The organism is Streptomyces sp. bgisy027, from assembly GCF_057710365.1.
Genome location: NZ_JBYIVZ010000011.1, coordinates 163,233 through 178,707, shown reverse-complemented (window position 1 = coordinate 178,707; position 15,475 = coordinate 163,233). Strand labels below are relative to the sequence as shown.

Annotated in this window: 17 protein-coding genes and 1 pseudogene; 5 read left to right on the top strand and 13 right to left on the bottom strand. The window is 71.1% G+C overall.

From position 1 onward, the window contains the following. Positions 1-43: 43 nt before the first annotated feature. Genes AC3ETA_RS14255 through betA form a run of 3 tightly spaced genes read right to left on the bottom strand, consistent with a single transcriptional unit; the run spans position 44 to position 3,409 of the window. Positions 44-886, bottom strand: a complete 843-nt coding sequence (locus AC3ETA_RS14255; protein ID WP_432193244.1) for an alpha/beta fold hydrolase — start codon at positions 884-886, stop codon at positions 44-46. A gap of 12 nt (positions 887-898) precedes the next feature. Next, on the bottom strand, positions 899-1,735 hold the full coding sequence (locus AC3ETA_RS14250) for a methylenetetrahydrofolate reductase (RefSeq protein WP_432193243.1): 837 nt from the start codon (positions 1,733-1,735) through the stop codon (positions 899-901). Beyond that, a complete protein-coding gene (gene betA / locus AC3ETA_RS14245; RefSeq protein WP_432193242.1) occupies positions 1,736-3,409 on the bottom strand; it encodes a choline dehydrogenase in 1,674 nt (557 codons plus the stop codon). It abuts the gene before it with no gap. A gap of 151 nt (positions 3,410-3,560) precedes the next feature. On the opposite strand from betA, the gene AC3ETA_RS14240 reads away from it, so the two are divergent. Further along, entirely contained in the window at positions 3,561-4,358 is a 798-nt protein-coding gene (locus AC3ETA_RS14240; RefSeq protein WP_432193241.1) for an IclR family transcriptional regulator, read from the top strand. A 9-nt stretch (positions 4,359-4,367) separates the two neighbouring features. Here the strand turns inward: AC3ETA_RS14240 and AC3ETA_RS14235 are convergent, their stop codons facing one another. The 7 genes and pseudogenes from AC3ETA_RS14235 to AC3ETA_RS14205 form a co-directional block, all read right to left on the bottom strand. Further along, positions 4,368-5,498 carry an aromatic ring-hydroxylating oxygenase subunit alpha gene (locus AC3ETA_RS14235; protein ID WP_432193240.1) on the bottom strand — a complete coding sequence of 377 codons (1,131 nt, stop codon included), beginning with the start codon at positions 5,496-5,498 and terminating at the stop codon, positions 4,368-4,370. A 131-nt stretch (positions 5,499-5,629) separates the two neighbouring features. Then, positions 5,630-6,793, bottom strand: coding sequence for an NAD(P)/FAD-dependent oxidoreductase (locus AC3ETA_RS14230; protein ID WP_432193239.1), 1,164 nt, complete (start codon positions 6,791-6,793; stop codon positions 5,630-5,632). After that, complete coding sequence (locus tag AC3ETA_RS14225; RefSeq protein WP_030967294.1) at positions 6,790-7,155, bottom strand: bifunctional 3-phenylpropionate/cinnamic acid dioxygenase ferredoxin subunit; 366 nt, start codon at positions 7,153-7,155, stop codon at positions 6,790-6,792. The genes AC3ETA_RS14230 and AC3ETA_RS14225 overlap by 4 nt, the downstream gene beginning before the upstream one ends. 196 nt (positions 7,156-7,351) lie before the next feature. Beyond that, positions 7,352-7,984, bottom strand: a complete 633-nt coding sequence (locus AC3ETA_RS14220) for an MBL fold metallo-hydrolase (protein ID WP_432193238.1) — start codon at positions 7,982-7,984, stop codon at positions 7,352-7,354. Continuing rightward, positions 7,981-9,069: an S-(hydroxymethyl)mycothiol dehydrogenase gene (locus AC3ETA_RS14215; protein WP_432193237.1), complete on the bottom strand. Its 1,089-nt coding sequence runs from the start codon at positions 9,067-9,069 to the stop codon at positions 7,981-7,983. The genes AC3ETA_RS14220 and AC3ETA_RS14215 overlap by 4 nt, the downstream gene beginning before the upstream one ends. 235 nt (positions 9,070-9,304) lie before the next feature. After that, a pseudogene (locus tag AC3ETA_RS14210) lies at positions 9,305-9,857 on the bottom strand (hypothetical protein); the annotation flags it as partial. A 17-nt stretch (positions 9,858-9,874) separates the two neighbouring features. Next, positions 9,875-10,312, bottom strand: coding sequence for a glutaredoxin domain-containing protein (locus AC3ETA_RS14205; protein ID WP_432193236.1), 438 nt, complete (start codon positions 10,310-10,312; stop codon positions 9,875-9,877). Positions 10,313-10,417: 105 nt separating this feature from the next. Between AC3ETA_RS14205 and AC3ETA_RS14200 the strand changes: the two genes are divergently transcribed. Then, a complete protein-coding gene (locus AC3ETA_RS14200; protein WP_392024492.1) occupies positions 10,418-10,720 on the top strand; it encodes an ArsR/SmtB family transcription factor in 303 nt (100 codons plus the stop codon). Then, positions 10,717-11,109 (top strand): VOC family protein, encoded by a 393-nt coding sequence (locus AC3ETA_RS14195; protein ID WP_432193235.1) that lies wholly within the window; start codon positions 10,717-10,719, stop codon positions 11,107-11,109. Before AC3ETA_RS14200 ends, AC3ETA_RS14195 begins: the two co-directional genes overlap by 4 nt. A 43-nt stretch (positions 11,110-11,152) precedes the next feature. On the opposite strand, the gene AC3ETA_RS14190 is transcribed toward AC3ETA_RS14195, so the two are convergent. Continuing rightward, the gene (locus AC3ETA_RS14190; protein WP_432193234.1) at positions 11,153-12,085 is read right to left on the bottom strand and encodes an SMI1/KNR4 family protein; all 933 of its coding nucleotides are present in this window, start codon (positions 12,083-12,085) and stop codon (positions 11,153-11,155) included. A gap of 130 nt (positions 12,086-12,215) precedes the next feature. Continuing rightward, the gene (locus AC3ETA_RS14185; protein WP_432193233.1) at positions 12,216-13,043 is read right to left on the bottom strand and encodes a matrixin family metalloprotease; all 828 of its coding nucleotides are present in this window, start codon (positions 13,041-13,043) and stop codon (positions 12,216-12,218) included. Between the two features lie 234 nt (positions 13,044-13,277). On the opposite strand from AC3ETA_RS14185, the gene AC3ETA_RS14180 reads away from it, so the two are divergent. Together AC3ETA_RS14180 and AC3ETA_RS14175 are read left to right on the top strand one after the other, a co-directional pair. Further along, positions 13,278-14,402, top strand: coding sequence for a PP2C family protein-serine/threonine phosphatase (locus AC3ETA_RS14180; protein WP_432193232.1), 1,125 nt, complete (start codon positions 13,278-13,280; stop codon positions 14,400-14,402). A gap of 111 nt (positions 14,403-14,513) precedes the next feature. Continuing rightward, positions 14,514-14,756: a hypothetical protein gene (locus AC3ETA_RS14175; protein ID WP_432193231.1), complete on the top strand. Its 243-nt coding sequence runs from the start codon at positions 14,514-14,516 to the stop codon at positions 14,754-14,756. Between the two features lie 59 nt (positions 14,757-14,815). On the opposite strand, the gene AC3ETA_RS14170 is transcribed toward AC3ETA_RS14175, so the two are convergent. Then, on the bottom strand, positions 14,816-15,274 hold the full coding sequence (locus AC3ETA_RS14170; protein WP_432193230.1) for an SRPBCC family protein: 459 nt from the start codon (positions 15,272-15,274) through the stop codon (positions 14,816-14,818). Between the last annotated feature and the right edge of the window lie 201 nt (positions 15,275-15,475).

Below are 15,475 nucleotides of genomic sequence, written 5' to 3'. Positions count from 1 at the left end.
TCCCGCCTTCGTCGTATACGGCCCCTGCGTCCCGTCCGCCCCGTCACCGGTGCCGCTGGAGGAAGGCGAGCAGGGCGGCCGTGAGCTGTGCCGGGGCGTCCTCCTGGACGAGGTGTCCCGCGCCGGCGATCGGTTCGAACCGCGCGCCCGGGACGAGGGCGGCGAGCTCGTGTCCCTTCGCGACCGGGATCCAGGTGTCGTCCTCGCCCCAGCAGACCAGCGTGGGGATGCCGATCCCGCCGTAGCGGCCCTGGATCTCGTCGGTGAAGCGCTGGTCCGCCTGGGCGATCTGCCGGTAGAAGGCGGCCTGGCCGGTGTCGTCCAGCCAGGGCTCGACGAGCCGGTCGAGGACGTCGGGGCGCAGGCCCGGGCTGCTCGCGGAGGCCACGTACTCCCGCACCAGGGCGCCGTGCAGCGCGGGCGGCAACCGCTCGAAGACGTCGGCGTGGTCACCGACGAGCCGGAAGAACGGGGAGCCCCACGGTGCCAGGGCGACCGGGTCGACCAGGGCGAGGGCCCGGTAGCGGGCGCCGTGCAGCAGATAGGCCCGCAGGGCGACGGCGCCGCCGAAGTCATGGGCGACGACCAGCGGCTCCGGGAGCTCCCAGTGGGCCAGCAGCTCGCCGAGGACGCTGCCCTGGGCGGCCAGGGACACGTCCTGGCCCTCGCGCTTCTCGGAGCTTCCGTAGCCGGGCATGTCCCAGACGTGGACGTCGTACTCCCGGGCGAGCGAGCGGGCGACGGCACGCCAGACGTAGGAGGAGAAGGGCGTGCCGTGCAGCAGGACGACCGGTGGGCGGCCGGGCGGGCCCAGCCGGTCCCAGCGGACGTCACCGGAGGTGCTGGTGAAGGTGCGGGTCAGGTGCCAGTCGGTGTCGGCCGCCATGCCTCTCCCGGTTCAGTCGCCGAGGCGGTCCAGCAGGGCGCGGCGCCATCGCTCGGTCTCGGCGATCTGGTTGAAGGTGAACAGATGCAGGCCCGCCACTTTGGCCGAGGGGACGGTCAGTGCCCCCTCGGCGCGGGTCAGGAGCCTCTCGGGTGCATACCCACCGGGCGTCGCGAACCTCAGGAGCCACGAGGGATGCTTCGTCAGGAAGCGCGTCGACTCCCCCACCCCGATCCTCGTCGCCATCGCCAGCAGCTTCGCCCGCTGCACCGGACCGGCCACCCCCACGTACAGCGGCAGGGCGATGTCCCGGCGGCGTATCCGGCCGATCCACTCGCCCAGCACCCGCGGGTCGAAGCAGAGGTTGCTCACGATGTACGTGGCGTGCTCGCGCTTGTCCCACATGGCCTGGACGGTGACGTCGTCGTGGATGAGGGGATGGCTCTCCGGGTAGCCGGTGACACCGACGCGCGCGAAGGGCCTGCCCAGCTCGGTCAGCCTGCGCAGCACCGGCAGGGCCCCTTCGTAGGCCCCGGCCGGCGGGTCGGCGTCGCCCGCGGGGACGAAGACGTCGTCGACGCCCACCTCGCCGAGCCGGCCCGCGACCTCCTTCAGGTGCAGGTCGTCGCGCAGCAGCCGGGCCGGCACGTGCGGGACGACCCGGTAGCCGTGCGTGGCGAGGCGCACGGCGAGGTCGAGGGTGGGTTCCAGGCCCTTGACCGGCGACGCCGTCACGGTGACGACGACGTCGCGCGGCACATGGGCGAGGACCTTGTCCTCGGTCGCCCTCGCGGGCAGCACCTCGTAGCGGACGCACCCCAGCAGCGCCCTCAGTCCCGCGGCGGCCAACTAGCGCTCCGCCTGCTTCCGGGCGTCCGGGTGGCGGTAGTACGCGGCCTTCGACGGGGTGAGCGGCTCCTTGCCGAGGATCAGGTCGGCCGCCTTCTCGGCGATCATCATCACCGGGGCGTAGATGTTGCCGTTGGTGACGTACGGCATGACGGAGGCGTCCACGACGCGCAACCCGTCCACGCCGTGCACGCGCAGGCTGGCGGGGTCGACGACCGCCATGTCGTCGGTGCCCATCTTGCAGGTGCAGGACGGGTGCAGGGCGGTCTCGCCCTCCTCGGCGACCCAGGCGAGGATCTCCTCGTCGGTCTCCACCTTCTTGCCGGGCGAGACCTCGCCGCCGTTGTAGGGGGCGAGCGCGGGCTGGCTGAGAAGCTTGCGGGCCACCCGGATCGCCTCGACCCACTCGCGGCGGTCCTGCTCGGTGGAGAGGTAGTTGAAGCGCAGCGCGGGGTGCTCGCGCGGGTCCTTGCTCTTGATCTTCACCGAGCCGATGGCGTCGGAGTACATGGGCCCGACGTGCACCTGGTAGCCGTGACCGCCGGCGGGCGAGGAGCCGTCGTAGCGGACCGCGACGGGCAGGAAGTGGAACATCAGGTTGGGGTAGTCCACGTCCTCGTTGCTGCGGGCGAAGCCCCCGGCCTCGAAGTGGTTGGTGGCGGCCGGTCCCTTCCGGAACAGCCACTGGAGCCCGATGAAGGGGGCACGCCACTTCGCCATGTACGGCTGCATGGAGACGGGCTGCCTGCAGGCGTACTGGACGTAGACCTCCAGGTGGTCCTGCATGTTCTCGCCGACGCCCGGCAGGTCGTGGACGACGTCGATGCCGAGGGCGCGCAGTTCGGCGGCGTTGCCGACGCCGGAGAGCTGGAGCAGCTGCGGGGAGTTGATGGCGCCGCCGCAGAGGATGACCTCCTTGGCGCGGACCTGCTGAAGTGCGCCACGGCCGCGCCGGTACTCCACGCCCACGGCCCGCTTGCCCTCGAACAGGACGCGGGTGACGAGGGCGCGGGTCCTGACGGTGAGGTTGGGCCGCTTCATCGCGGGCTTGAGGTACGCCTTCGAGGCCGACAGCCGGCGTCCGCGGTGGACGTTGCGGTCGAACTTGGCGAAGCCTTCCTGCCGGTAGCCGTTGACGTCGTCGGTGGGGGCGTAGCCGGCTTCCTCGGTGGCCTTGAGGAAGGCGCCGAAGAGGGGGTTGGTGGCGGGGCCGCGTTCGAGCACGAGGGGGCCGTCGTGGCCGCGGAACTCGTCGTCGGGGTCGGCGGCGAGGCAGTTCTCCATCCGCCGGAAGTACGGCAGGCAGTGCGCGTAGTCCCAGCTCTCCATGCCGGGGTCGGCGGCCCAGCGCTCGTAGTCCATGGGGTTGCCGCGCTGGAAGATCATGCCGTTGATGCTGGAGGAGCCGCCGAGTACCTTGCCGCGGGCGTGGTAGACGCGCCGGCCGCCCATGTGGGGCTCGGGCTCGGACTCGTACTTCCAGTCGTAGAACCGGCTGCCGATGGGGTAGGTCAGCGCCGCGGGCATGTGGATGAAGACGTCCCACGGATAGTCCGACCGGCCCGCCTCCAGCACCAGCACCCGGTTCGCGGGGTCCGCCGAGAGCCGGTTCGCCAGTGCGCTGCCGGCCGAGCCGCCACCGACGATGACGAAGTCGTATTGCAGGGAAGCCATGGTGCCTCGTCTCGCTCGCGTCTTCGATACGCGACGCATGCTAGACCCGGTGCCGCTATGTGCACCAGGTTGCGAACGACGCAACTTCGAAGGTCTTTGTTGCTACACGGTTACTTGCGGCCTTGTTGTTTACTACGCGTATAGTTTCACTGTGAGCAACTACAGTCATGACACAGAAACCTCGAATTCACAGGCCGGCGGGGTCCAGTCGGTGGACCGCGCGATCAGCGTGCTGGAGATCCTCGCCCAGCGCGGCGAAGCGGGCGTCAGCGAGGTCGCGGCCGAGATCGACGTGCACAAGTCCACGGCCTTCCGACTGCTCGGCGCCCTGGAGTCGCGCGGCCTCGTGGAGCAGGCCGGCGAGCGGGGCAAGTACCGGCTCGGCTTCGGCATCGTCCGCCTGGCCGGCGCGGTCACCGGCCGTATCGACATCACCCAGCAGGGCCGCCCGATCTGCGAGCGCCTGGCCGAGGAGCTCGGCGAGACGGTCAACATCGCCGTGATGCAGGAGCAGTACGCGATCAACCTGTACCAGGTGCGCGGTCCCGGAGCCATCACCGCCCACAACTGGGTCGGCCAGCTCACCCCCCTGCACGCCACGTCGAGCGGCAAGATCCTGCTGGCGTACCTGCCGACCAAGGAGCGCTCCGCGCTGCTGTCGGAGACCGGCCTGAAGAAGGTCACGGCACGCACCATCACCGCGAAGACGAAGCTGGAGAAGAACCTGGCCGAGGCGCGCGAGCGCAAGTACTCCATCACCCTGGAGGAGTTGGAGATCGGCCTGCACGCCATGGCCGCACCGGTCCGCAACCGGGACGGCGACGTCATCGCCGCACTGAGCGCCTCCGGCCCCGCCTACCGGCTCACCGAGGACCGTATGCACGAGCTCTCCCCGGTGCTGCTCAAGGGCGCCGAGGAGATCAGCCACCGGATGGGCTTCCTGGGCTGATCCGCCCGGCTACGGCAGCGGAGCGCCGAGGCGCTCGTTCACCCAGTCGTGGAACGCCCCGATGTGGTGCTCACTGGGCACCAGCACGCCGCCCTTGGCGTACATGCGCGACCCCATTCCGGGCTGGGTCCTTTCGCATGCCTCGAAGTCCTGGCGGTTGACCCGGTCGAAGAGCTCCACGGACCGGCTGACGTCCTTGCCGCTCTCGACCACGTGCGGCAGGTAGAGCCAGTCGCACTCCACGATCGTGCGGTCCACGGACACCGGGTACATGCGGTGGAAGATCACATGGTCCGGGACGAGGTTGATGAACACCTGGGGCCTGACGGTGATCGCGTAGTAGCGGCGGTCCTGCTCCTCGCCGACCCCGGGAATGCGGTCCAGGCCCTCGGAGCCGTCGACGGTGAAGCCCTGGACGTCCTCGCCGAACTCGGCGCCGTGCCCCACGTAGTACTGGGCGGCATAGCCGTCCGCGAACTCCGGCAGCACCTCGGTGAGTTCGGGGTGGATCGTGGCGCAGTGGTAGCACTCCATGAAGTTCTCGATGATGAGCTTCCAGTTCGCCCTGACGTCGTACACGATCCGCCGGCCGACGGAGAGGTTGTCGATGTCGTAGTGCTCGATGGACTCGACGTCGCCGAGGCGGGAGACGACCTCGCCGATGACGTCCTCCTCGAAGGAGGGCGGGTTCTCCGCGAGGCACACCCAGACGTAGCCGAGCCATTCCCGCACGGCCACGCTCACCAGCCCGTACTCGGTGCGCCCGACGTCGGGCATCCTGGTGAGGTTGGGGGCCGCGACGAGCTTGCCGTTCAGGTCGTAGGTCCAGGCGTGGTACGGGCACTGGAAGGCCCGCTTGACCTCACCGGTCTCCTCCGTGCAGAGCCTGGCCCCGCGGTGCCGGCACACGTTGAAGTAGGCGCGGATGCCGTTGTCCCTGGCCCGGGTGACGAGGATGCTCTCGCGGCCCACGTCGACGGTGCGGAAGGCGCCGGGCTTCGCCAGCTCCGAGGCGCGCGCGACGCAGAACCACATGGTCTCGAATATGCGCTCCTGCTCCAGGGCGAAGATCCCCGGATCCGTGTAGGAGACGCCGGGGAGAGTGGCGATCAGGCTGTCCGGCAGGCCGGTCGGGGTCACGGTGCACTCCTCGGGAGAACGTCGTGGAGGGGTCATTCACGCGCCGGTAGGTGCGACTCCGGACGGCGTTGTGCATGGAGCAACACTGCGTGTCATGTGAAACCGCAGCATGGGACGGAGCCGGGGCGGTGTCAAGACGCGGTGGCGGTGATCTGCTTGCGCCAGCGCGTGAACAGCCGCGGCTGGTTCATTCCGAGCACGGCGACCGGGATGCCGTACCGCCGGTAGACGGCCAGCACGTTGCGCGCGTCCGGGGTGCCGTCCTCGACGGTGACGCTGTCGGCGCCGGCCGCGTGACCGGCGAACTGGATCCTCACGCCGTACTGGTCGGACCAGAAGTACGGCGGCCGGGGCACACCCGGCTCCACGGCGCCGCCCGCCAGCAGTGCGGCGATCGCGGCGTCGGGACGCTCGCGCGCGCCGGTCCAGTGCTCGACGCGGCGGTGCAGGCCGGCGCGCGGGTCGTACCAGTTGGCGCAGTCGCCGACCGCGACCACGCCGGCCAGGCCGGTGCGGCCGTCGGCGCCGCACTTGACGCCGTTGTCGAGCACCACGCCGGAGCCTTCCAGCCACTCGACGTTCGGGCGGGCGCCCACTCCGACGACGACGATGTCGGCGGGGACGGTGCGGCCGTCCTCCAGCAGGACGGCGTCCACCCGCTTCTCGCCGCTCAGCCCCTTGACGCCGACCCCGCACAGCAGCGCCACGCCGTGGTCGGCGTGGAGGGCGGAGACGACGGCGCCCATGGTCTCGCCGAGGGGGCCGGCGAGCGGCGCCGGGGCCGCCTCCACGACGGTGACCTCCAGCCCGAGGGCGCGGGCGGTGGAGGCGACCTCGGCTCCGATGAAGCCGCCGCCGATCACCACCAGCCGTCCGCCCAGGGCCAGTTCGTCGCGCAGGGCACGGGCGTCGTCCAGGGTGCGCAGGGTGTGTACCCCGGCCAGGCCCGCGGAGCCGGGGAGGGTGCGGGCCGCGGCGCCGGTCGCGATGACGAAGCCGTCGGCGCGGACCTGACGTCCGTCGGCGAGCCGGAGGGTGCGGTCCGCGTGGTCGAGCGCGACAGCCCGGGTGCCGAGCAGCCACTCGGCCCGCAGGTCCTCGTCGTCCGTCTCCAGCGCGAGCTCCGGTTCGCCGAGGGTGCCGGCGAGGAACTCCTTGGACAACGGGGGCCGGTCGTAGGGGCGGTGGAGCTCGTCGCCGATGACGACCAGCCGCCCGTCGTAGCCCTGTTTGCGCAGTGAGCGCGCCGCCGACAGGCCGGCGAGGGAGGCGCCGACCACGGCGACGGTCCTCACGCGGGACCTCCGGCGAGCCGCGCGGCGATGCAGGGCGGCAGGTTGGGGGCCTCGGTGGAGAGCCGGACGTGGATCATGCCGTCCTCGTCGACGACGACCTCGTGCGTCCGCACCGGAAGCTTCGCCGGCGGGGCGTCGACCGCGCCGGTCCTCAGGTCGAACTTCGAAGCATGCAGCGGGCATTCCACCTCGCAGCCCTCCAGCCAGCCGTCGGCGAGCGACGCGTCCTGGTGGGTGCAGGTGTCGTCGATGGCGAAGAGCTCTCCATCGTCGGTGTGGAACACCGAGACCGGCGGATCGATGTCGAGCCGGTGGGCCTCGCCTCGCGGGAGATCCGCGAGACGGCACGCGGGAATCATCATGACACCTCGGGTGCGTATAGCGAAACGGATTGCGGTAAGCGCAACGTCAGTCTGCGGGCCGCTCAGAAGCGTTGTCAAGGCGTCAAAACGCCTCGTTCGCACCGGCCCGCCGACCGGCCTCCGGGCAGCGCGAAACGCCCGGTCCACCTGCGCAAACAAGTGGACCGGACGCCTCACGAAAGCCCTGTTCAGGCACTCAGAAGCCGCGGTCGATCCACTCCTTGAGATGCGGGGCCTCGGCCGCGACGGTGGTCGTCCCGCCGTGTCCGGTGTGCACGACGGTCTCCCCCGGCAGGGTCAGCAGCCGGTCCCGGATCGACTCGATGATGGTCGGGAAGTGGCTGTACGACCTCCCGGTCGCGCCCGGCCCGCCGCAGAACAGCGTGTCGCCGCTGAAGAGCGCCCCCAGGCGCGGCGCGTGCAGGCAGACCGCGCCGGGGGCGTGGCCGGGCGTGTGGAGCACGGCCAGTTCGACGCCGGCCACGGCGATGAGCTGACCGTCGGTGAGCTCGGCGTCCGGCGCCCGGTCGGGGTGGGTCTGCTTCCACAGCGGCAGGTCGTCCGGGTGGAGCAGGACCGGGGCGCCCGTACGGGCGGCGAGTTCGGGCGCCGCGTCGATGTGGTCGTTGTGGGCGTGCGTGCACACGATGGCCCGCAGGGCCCGGTCGCCGACGGCCCGGGCGATCGCGTCGGCGTCGTGCGCCGCGTCGATGACGACCACCTCGTGGTCGTCCCCCACGATCCACACGTTGTTGTCGACCTCCCAGGTGCCGCCGTCCAGGGAGAACGTCCCCGAGGTGACGAGGTGCTCGACGCGGGCGCCGGTCATCGGAGGACCACCACCGAGCGCAGCACGTCGCCGTGGTGCATCCGCTCGAAGGCCTTCTCCACGTCGTCCAGCGCGATGGTCTCCGTGACGAAGGCGTCGAGGTCCAGCCGGCCCTGCAGGTAGAGGTCGATGAGCAGGGGGAAGTCCCTGCTCGGCAGGCAGTCGCCGTACCAGGAGGACTTCAGCGCGCCACCGCGCCCGAAGACGTCCAGCAGCGGCAGCTCCAGCTTCATCTCGGGGGTCGGGACGCCGACCAGGACGACGGTGCCGGCGAGGTCGCGGGCGTAGAAGGCCTGCTGGTACGTCTCGGGGCGGCCGACGGCCTCGATCACGACGTCGGCGCCGAAACCGCCGGTCAGCTCGCGGATCGCCTCGACGGCGTCGGTGTCCTTGGAGTTGACGGTGTGGGTCGCGCCCAGCTTCCTGGCGGTGTCCAGCTTGCGGTCGTCGATGTCCACCGCGATGACCTTCGCCGCGCCGGCCAGGTTCGATCCGGCGATCGCGGCGGCGCCCACACCACCGCAGCCGATGACGGCGACCGAGTCGCCCCGGCCGACGTTGCCGGTGTTGATCGCGGCGCCGATGCCCGCCATCACACCGCAGCCCAGCAGACCGGCGGCCGCCGCCGACGCGGTCCGGTCGACCTTCGTGCACTGTCCGGCCGCGACCAGCGTCTTCTCCGCGAACGCGCCGATGCCGAGCGCCGGCGACAGCTCGGTGCCGTCCGTCAGCGTCATCCTCTGCTTGGCGTTGTGGGTGTTGAAGCAGTACCAGGGGCGGCCGCGCCGGCAGGCCCGGCAGTTCCCGCACACGGCACGCCAGTTGAGGATCACGAAGTCCCCGGGGGCCACGTCCGTGACGCCCTCCCCCACCGACTCCACGACGCCCGCGGCCTCATGGCCGAGCAGGAAGGGGAAGTCGTCGTTGATGCCGCCCTCGCGGTAGTGCAGATCGGTGTGGCAGACCCCGCAGGCCTCGATCCTGACCAGCGCCTCACCCGGTCCCGGGTCGGGCACGATGATCGTCTCCAGGCTGACGGGGGCTCCCTTGCCCCGCGCGACGACAGCACGGACCTGGTGCGTCATGGCCACTCCTCGGCTGATCGAGACTCGGAATCAGATGTTGCTCATTACGGCACTCATCTCATGTGCCGCAACACAGCATCCTGGAGGGCCGGGCGGCGGTCAAGGAGGGAGACCGGGGTTCACGCGGCCGGGCGAGTTCGCTTCGGAGCATGCCGAAGGACCGGCGGGGGCCGGGACACAGACGGCGATGCCTGCCGGCGCGGGGCTGCACCGCGCCGGGTTACGCGCCGGCCGAGGCCGGCTCCAGCAGCAGCTCCCCGGACGCTGGCGCGAGCCGGCCCCGGGAGAGGTGCACCATGCCCATGGAGTCCTCGACCGTGACCAGTTGGGGCCCGCCGGGCCACAGGTCGGCCTCGGTACGGCCGAGGCAGGGCAGGATGAGGGCCTGTTCGCCGGCGATGGCATGGGACCGCGGGCCCGGGGCCGGTCGGGGGCGAAGCCGCGCGGCGGCTACCGGTTGAGCTTGGTCGAGATCTGGACGGTGGGGCGGCAGCGGCGCAGCGCCTGCTCGGTCAGGCCGGTGTCGGGGGCCGCGGCGACGAAGTTGCCGCCGAGCGCGACAAAGACCCGGGTGCGTCGCCGTCGCGCATGGCGCGGATGCTGTCCACCGCGTCATGTCCGTGGCGACGCGGTGGCGTGAAGGCGAAGTCGGTGCCGAGCGCGTCGAGGAACGCGTCGTCGGGCTTCTCGTGGATGCCCATGGTGCGGTCGCCCCGCACGTTGGAATGGCCGCGCACCGGGCAGAGACCGGCGCCGGGCCGGCCGATGTTGCCGCGCAGGAGCACGAAGGGCATCGCCCAGATGATCACGCGGAAGGGAAGAGGTGGTCCCGCGCCCACGCCGGATCGGGATTGGTGTGCGGCCGCCCTGCCACGACCACCGTCGGCACGGTCTCGTTGCCGTCGTTGACAGCCCGCACCGCCGCCGCGCCGGCCGGGTCGCGCCAGATGTCGACCCAGTACGCCTGACGGGCCTCGCGGCCCAGCCGGACGCGCAGGCGCATGCAGTACGGGCAGCCCGGGCGCCAGTAGACGATCGGCCGTCCGTCGGCCGCGCTGCGGCGCTGCGCCTCCAGGGCGCCGATCGACCGCGGGAAGATCAGCGGCGAATTGACGCCGGCGAGCAGCACGAACACCAGCAGCAGCACCGCGGCGGCGCCGGGGCTGCCATCGATGATCAACGCAGCCGCCGCGGCCGAGCCGCCGACGACGAGCAGCAGGGGCAGGAACCATGCGCGCGTCATGGTGACACAGGCTAGCGGCGAGCCGGGCCGACACGCTCCCCCGGTCGCCGGGGTCCGGCACATCCCGGCTTGATAGGCAAGTCACGACTTGCCTATGCTGGGGTGGTGGCCGACGATCTGTTCAAAGCCTTGGCCGACCCCACCCGTCGCATCATCCTCGACGAGCTCACGGAGAAATCCGGACAGACACTGTTCGAGATCTGCTCGCGACTGGCCATGAAGCACCAGCTGGCCATTTCCCGCCAGGGAGTCTCGCAGCACCTCGCCGTGCTGGAGGCCGCAGGGCTCGTCGAGACCAGGCGGGAGGGCCGCTACAAGTTCCACGACCTCAATACGGCCCCGCTGCGGCAGATCACCGAGCGGTGGCACGTGCCCGAGACATCCGGACCGGAGAAGAGCACCTCATGAAGATCCACCTGACCAGCGTCTTCGTCGACGACCAGGCCAAGGCCCTGCACTTCTACACGGAGATCCTCGGCTTCGTGAAGAAGCACGACGTGCCCGTGGGCGAGAAGGACCGGTGGCTCACCGTCGTCTCCCCCGAGGAGCCCGGCGGCGCCGAGCTCCTCCTGGAGCCCCTCGGCCACCCGATCGCCCGCACCTACCGCGACACCCTCGTCCAGGACGGCATCCCGCTGGCCCAGTTCGCCGTCGAGGACGTCAACGCGGAGTACGAGCGGCTGCGCGCCCACGGTGTCCGCTTCACCCAGGAGCCGCTGGAGATGGGCCCCGTCACCACGGCCGTCTTCGACGACACCTGCGGCAACCTGATCCAGATCGCGACCCGGCCGCAGTAGGCGGTCGGCCACCGGGAGGAGGCACGGCAGCCCCCGCTCGCCGTCAGCGAGCCAGCGGCCGCCACCGGGATTGCCGCCCGGGATCGATGCCGCCCAGCCACACCAGCGCCCCATCGACCAGGCCGGGCTTGTCCCGGGTGGCCAGGGACGGGGCTTCGAGCATGTCGGCGGTCTCTTCCAAGTACGTGACGAGCGTGTCGAGTTCCTCGACGAAGTCGTCGTTGTAGCGGGACCAGCGACCCAGGTGGCCGGTTTCGGTGTCCAGGTACAGACCCGAAGTGCGGTCGGAGGGTCCGCGGGTGACGACCGGGATCCAGGCCGCCTTCCATACGGTGCTCGGTTCGTACTCGGGGCGGTCGGCGTACGCGGCCTCGTGCCGGGCCTGGGAGTCCATCTGCCGCCGGTGGACCCCGACCACGGCGTCCAATGTCATCAGGGCCCGGTTGCCCGGAAGGCATCCCGAGCCATCGACCCCGTCGTCGCCCGCGGTCAGCAACCACAGGACGCTCAGCTCGACGGGTATCCGGATGCCGAGTTCACCCTCCACGGCGGCGACGGCACCGGGGCTCGCGCCGGGGCGCAGCGCGGCGTAGGAGTCGGGGGCGTGACGCCGGAGCAGGCGGGTGATCCGGCACCAGGCGTCGGCGACCTCCCTGACCGTGAGGGCGGGATCGGCGGGCGGCCCCTGCTCATGCTCCCGTTCCCCGGCGTCCGCTTCCGGCTCGACGGAGGAGGCCGGGGCGACGTGCCGGATCACGACCCTCCCGGGCTCGCGGATGTAGCCGACGGCCAGGTCGGGGCAGTCCTCGAAGACGTCGCCGTCCACCGTCACCGTGAGGATGCCGGGCAGCCCCGACGGCCGGCCCATGTCCGGGTCGTCCGCCAGCCGGCCGGCCAGGACCTTCAGGGCGTAGGGGACGCCCGCGCCGAGCCCGGCGGCCAAGTCGCTCACGTGCGAGGGGATTTCGACGTTCACGGCCGGACGCTCCTTGCTGGTCGGGTCACGCGCGATCCCCCACACAGTAGGACGCAGAGTGGATCGCCTCGGCCACGGAGTCGCTGATGAACCAGCTCACCGCGCCCGAGGCGAGCACGGCTCGGGACCGTCAGGTGCCGGGCTTCGGGTACAACTGGTTCAGTACGGCGAAGTCGTCCGACGACGGGTGCTGCGGGAACTCCGGTACGGACAGGCAGCTGTTGGTGGATCCGTTGTGGTCGAGCCCGAGGGCGTGGCCCATCTCGTGGCAGGCGACGCTGCGCCGGGCCGCGTAGGTGTTCGGGGTGACCTGGTCGTTGAGCTTGACCGTGACCGTGCCGTCGACGAAGTAGCCGCCCGACGTGGACGCCTCGGTCAGGCCGTACCACGCGGTGCCGTAGTTGCCGCTGTACACGTGCACGCAGTGCCGCCCGCCGCCCGGGCATCCGGCGGTGTGCCAGCGGTAGTAGGCGTCGATGCCGGGGGCCTGGTACCAGTCGACCCGGGCATCGGTCACGGGCCACGAGTCGCCGCTGTGGTCGAGGAAGTACACCTGCGGGTCGTTGAAGGGGCCGTAGGCCCACTTGTGGCCGCACCAGGCGGAGGCGGTGCCGACGATGGGCGAGCAGCCGGCGATGCCGATGTCGAAGGCGCTGTTCTCGTCCTGTACGCCGCGGACGCCCTGCCTGCGCAGAGCGCTGCGCAGTTCGTCGGCCGTGACGCCCGGGGCGGGTTCGTAGATGGCGGTGTAGGTGGTGCCGTCGGAGCGTGGCTGGACCACGTAGACGGCGTCGTCCGCCCCGGCGCGGCCGGACGACGGCCCCGACGGGGCAGTCGGGGCAGTCGGGGCAGTCGGGGCAGTCGGGGCAGTCGCGTCCGCCTGCACCGCCGGGGCCGAGAGCGCGACCACCAGCGCGGTCACCGCCAGTCCGATCGCGGTTCTCGTTCTTCGCAGCATGTCGTTCCCCCTGTGGCCCGCGACCGCCTCCCGGCGCTTCCTTGCGGCGGGATCCATGAGCAGCCGTGGAATGACGAGCGCAAGAGTGGCATGTCCTCGACAATCAGGGAACGACGCCAATCGGCCACATTGAGCCCCTGTGACAGGACCCGGGCCGGGCATCGATCAGAGGTGCGGGCGCCGGGGCCGGCGCCGGGACGGGCGCCGCGGCGCGATGGGGTGTATCCAGAACACATGGTTCCTGGACGCTCCAAAGATCATCAGTGGTCGCAGGAGCCGCCTCAGGCGCTGCTGGTGGTACCCATCCTGATGGTCTTGATCGTCACGGTGGTCGACATCCTGGCTCCGGCCAGCGTCCACCTCGGGCCGTTCCTGGTGGCAGCGCCCGCCGTCACGGCGTCGTTCGCCGGTCCGCGCACGACCGCGTACGTCGGCGCGCTCGCCGTGTCGGCCCAGGCCGTGGTGGCGGCGGTGCGCACCAGCCTCGTCGATCTGAACCACTCGTTCCAGCTGATCACCCTGATCCTGATGTCGGCGTTCGCGACCTCGTTCGCGGCCCGGCGGGAGCGTCACGAAAGGGAACTGATGCAGCTGCGGTCGGTCGCCACGGCAGCGCAGGAAGTGGTGATCAAGCCGCTTCCCCAGCGGGTCGGCTCACTGCGCATCGCCTCGGTGTACCTGGCCGCCGAATCCGAGGCGCAGATCGGCGGCGATCTCTATGCCGCCGCTCGTACGGAGCGCGGAATCCGGATCGTCATCGGCGATGTCCGGGGAAAGGGCCTGGCGGCGGTCGGGGATGCCGCGCTCCTGCTCGGCGCCTTCCGGGGCGCGGCCCACAGGCAGGCCGACCTTCCGGCGCTCATGAGCTTCCTGGAGGGAACCGTCTCCTCGGACCTCGACGACCCCGCGGCCCTCGACGCCACGGCCGAGGACCGCGGCGAGTCGTTCATCACGGCCGCCGCGCTGGACATCCCGGACGACGAGCCGGTTCTTCACCTGATCAACTGCGGACATCCACCGCCACTGCTGCTGCGCGGCGACCGGGTCCGTCCCCTCACCGTGCGCCACCCGGCACCGCCGCTGGGCCTCACCGAGTTCGTGGCGACCGAACTCTCCGAGGAGACGTTCGCCTTCGAGTACGGCGACATCGTCCTGCTCTACACGGACGGTGTCATCGAGGCCCGCGACGGCCGGGGCGCCTTCTACCCGCTCGCGGAACAGGTGGCGGGCCGCGCCGCCGAGCAGGGTCCCGACGCCCTGCTGGCGCACCTGTGCAAGGACCTGATGCGGCACGTCGGCGGACATCTGGGGGACGACGCCGCCATGGTCGCGATCGAGCGGCTGCCGCGGCCGTCCTGAAGGCACGGTCGCGGGCCCCGATCCGCGTGCCGCTCCGGTCGGCCGGTTCCGACGCTCCGCCAAAAGGGCAGAACCGAACACCCTGTCGCCCGTCTCGTCGTTGAGCCGGGCATGAAGATCATCACTGCCGCGGCACTCGCCGGAGCGGCTCTCCTCATGGCCGCCGCCCCCGCCTCCGCCGACGACGGGCCCGTCGACTTCGGCATCTTCCAGGGCGTCAACGACACCAAGGGCTCGAACAGCACGGACTCCGGTACGACCTGGAGGCAGACCGGCAGCGGGAGCGGCGCAGCCGTCCCGAAGTCGCCCCTGTCGATGCTCGTGGACAGCCTGGCGTGGTCCGGCCGGCAGTGACGTGAGCAGGACCGTGGCCGGTGACGGCGGGGCTGCCCGCCCTCACCGGCCGGGTCGGGTCAGCGCGACGGAATCGCCGCTTCGGCCGCCGCCCTGATGCGCGCGCCGAAGGCCGGGGCGTCCTTGCGTGCGGCGGAGAGCGCCAGGCGGACGAGGAGTTTGCCGATGCCGTGGCCTTCCAGAACGTTGTGGATACGGACCTGGGTCCGGCCCTCGCCCAGCGGCTCCAGGTCGTAACCGCCCTCACTGGCCGTGACGATGTTCTTCGACACCTCGGCCCAGCGAATCTTCGTGGGGGCCTGGAGTTCGGTGATGCGGAACTCCCTGGCTGTCTTCATCCCCGCGTCCTTGACCGAGCTGCGGAAGACCGTGCCCACGGCGGTCGGGGCATCGGGGACCCGCTCGATCTTGAGCACACGGGGGCTGAACTGCGGATCGTTGCGTCCGTCGGCGAGGTAGTCGAACACCGCCTCCACAGGTCGTTCGACCTCGAACGTCGCCTCAAACCGTCCTGCCATGAGCACTCCTCGATCACTTGAGCCGCAGCGTGCCCGCGACTCCCCCGCAAGCCGTCACCGGGCCCGTGGACCGAGGGGCACCGCCCTTCGGGCACGCGAGAAGCTGCGCCGCCCGTCCTGTCGTAGCGGCACCGCGACTCTATGGGGCCGCCGGTCATCCCGCGAGGCGAACGACGCGAACCCGCGCCCGAGATGACGGGC

Bases quoted from the DNA above. Each gene is read 5' to 3' on its own strand.
- AC3ETA_RS14175 (WP_432193231.1), top strand. From the start codon at position 14,514: ATGAAGATCATCACTGCCGCGGCACTCGCCGGAGCGGCTCTCCTCATG.
- AC3ETA_RS14215 (WP_432193237.1), bottom strand. From the start codon at position 9,069: ATGACGCACCAGGTCCGTGCTGTCGTCGCGCGGGGCAAGGGAGCCCCC.
- AC3ETA_RS14255 (WP_432193244.1), bottom strand. From the start codon at position 886: ATGGCGGCCGACACCGACTGGCACCTGACCCGCACCTTCACCAGCACC.
- betA (WP_432193242.1), bottom strand. From the start codon at position 3,409: ATGGCTTCCCTGCAATACGACTTCGTCATCGTCGGTGGCGGCTCGGCC.
- AC3ETA_RS14220 (WP_432193238.1), bottom strand. From the start codon at position 7,984: ATGACCGGCGCCCGCGTCGAGCACCTCGTCACCTCGGGGACGTTCTCC.
- AC3ETA_RS14180 (WP_432193232.1), top strand. From the start codon at position 13,278: ATGGTTCCTGGACGCTCCAAAGATCATCAGTGGTCGCAGGAGCCGCCT.
- AC3ETA_RS14170 (WP_432193230.1), bottom strand. From the start codon at position 15,274: ATGGCAGGACGGTTTGAGGCGACGTTCGAGGTCGAACGACCTGTGGAG.
- AC3ETA_RS14185 (WP_432193233.1), bottom strand. From the start codon at position 13,043: ATGCTGCGAAGAACGAGAACCGCGATCGGACTGGCGGTGACCGCGCTG.
- AC3ETA_RS14195 (WP_432193235.1), top strand. From the start codon at position 10,717: ATGAAGATCCACCTGACCAGCGTCTTCGTCGACGACCAGGCCAAGGCC.
- AC3ETA_RS14225 (WP_030967294.1), bottom strand. From the start codon at position 7,155: ATGATGATTCCCGCGTGCCGTCTCGCGGATCTCCCGCGAGGCGAGGCC.
- AC3ETA_RS14205 (WP_432193236.1), bottom strand. From the start codon at position 10,312: ATGACGCGCGCATGGTTCCTGCCCCTGCTGCTCGTCGTCGGCGGCTCG.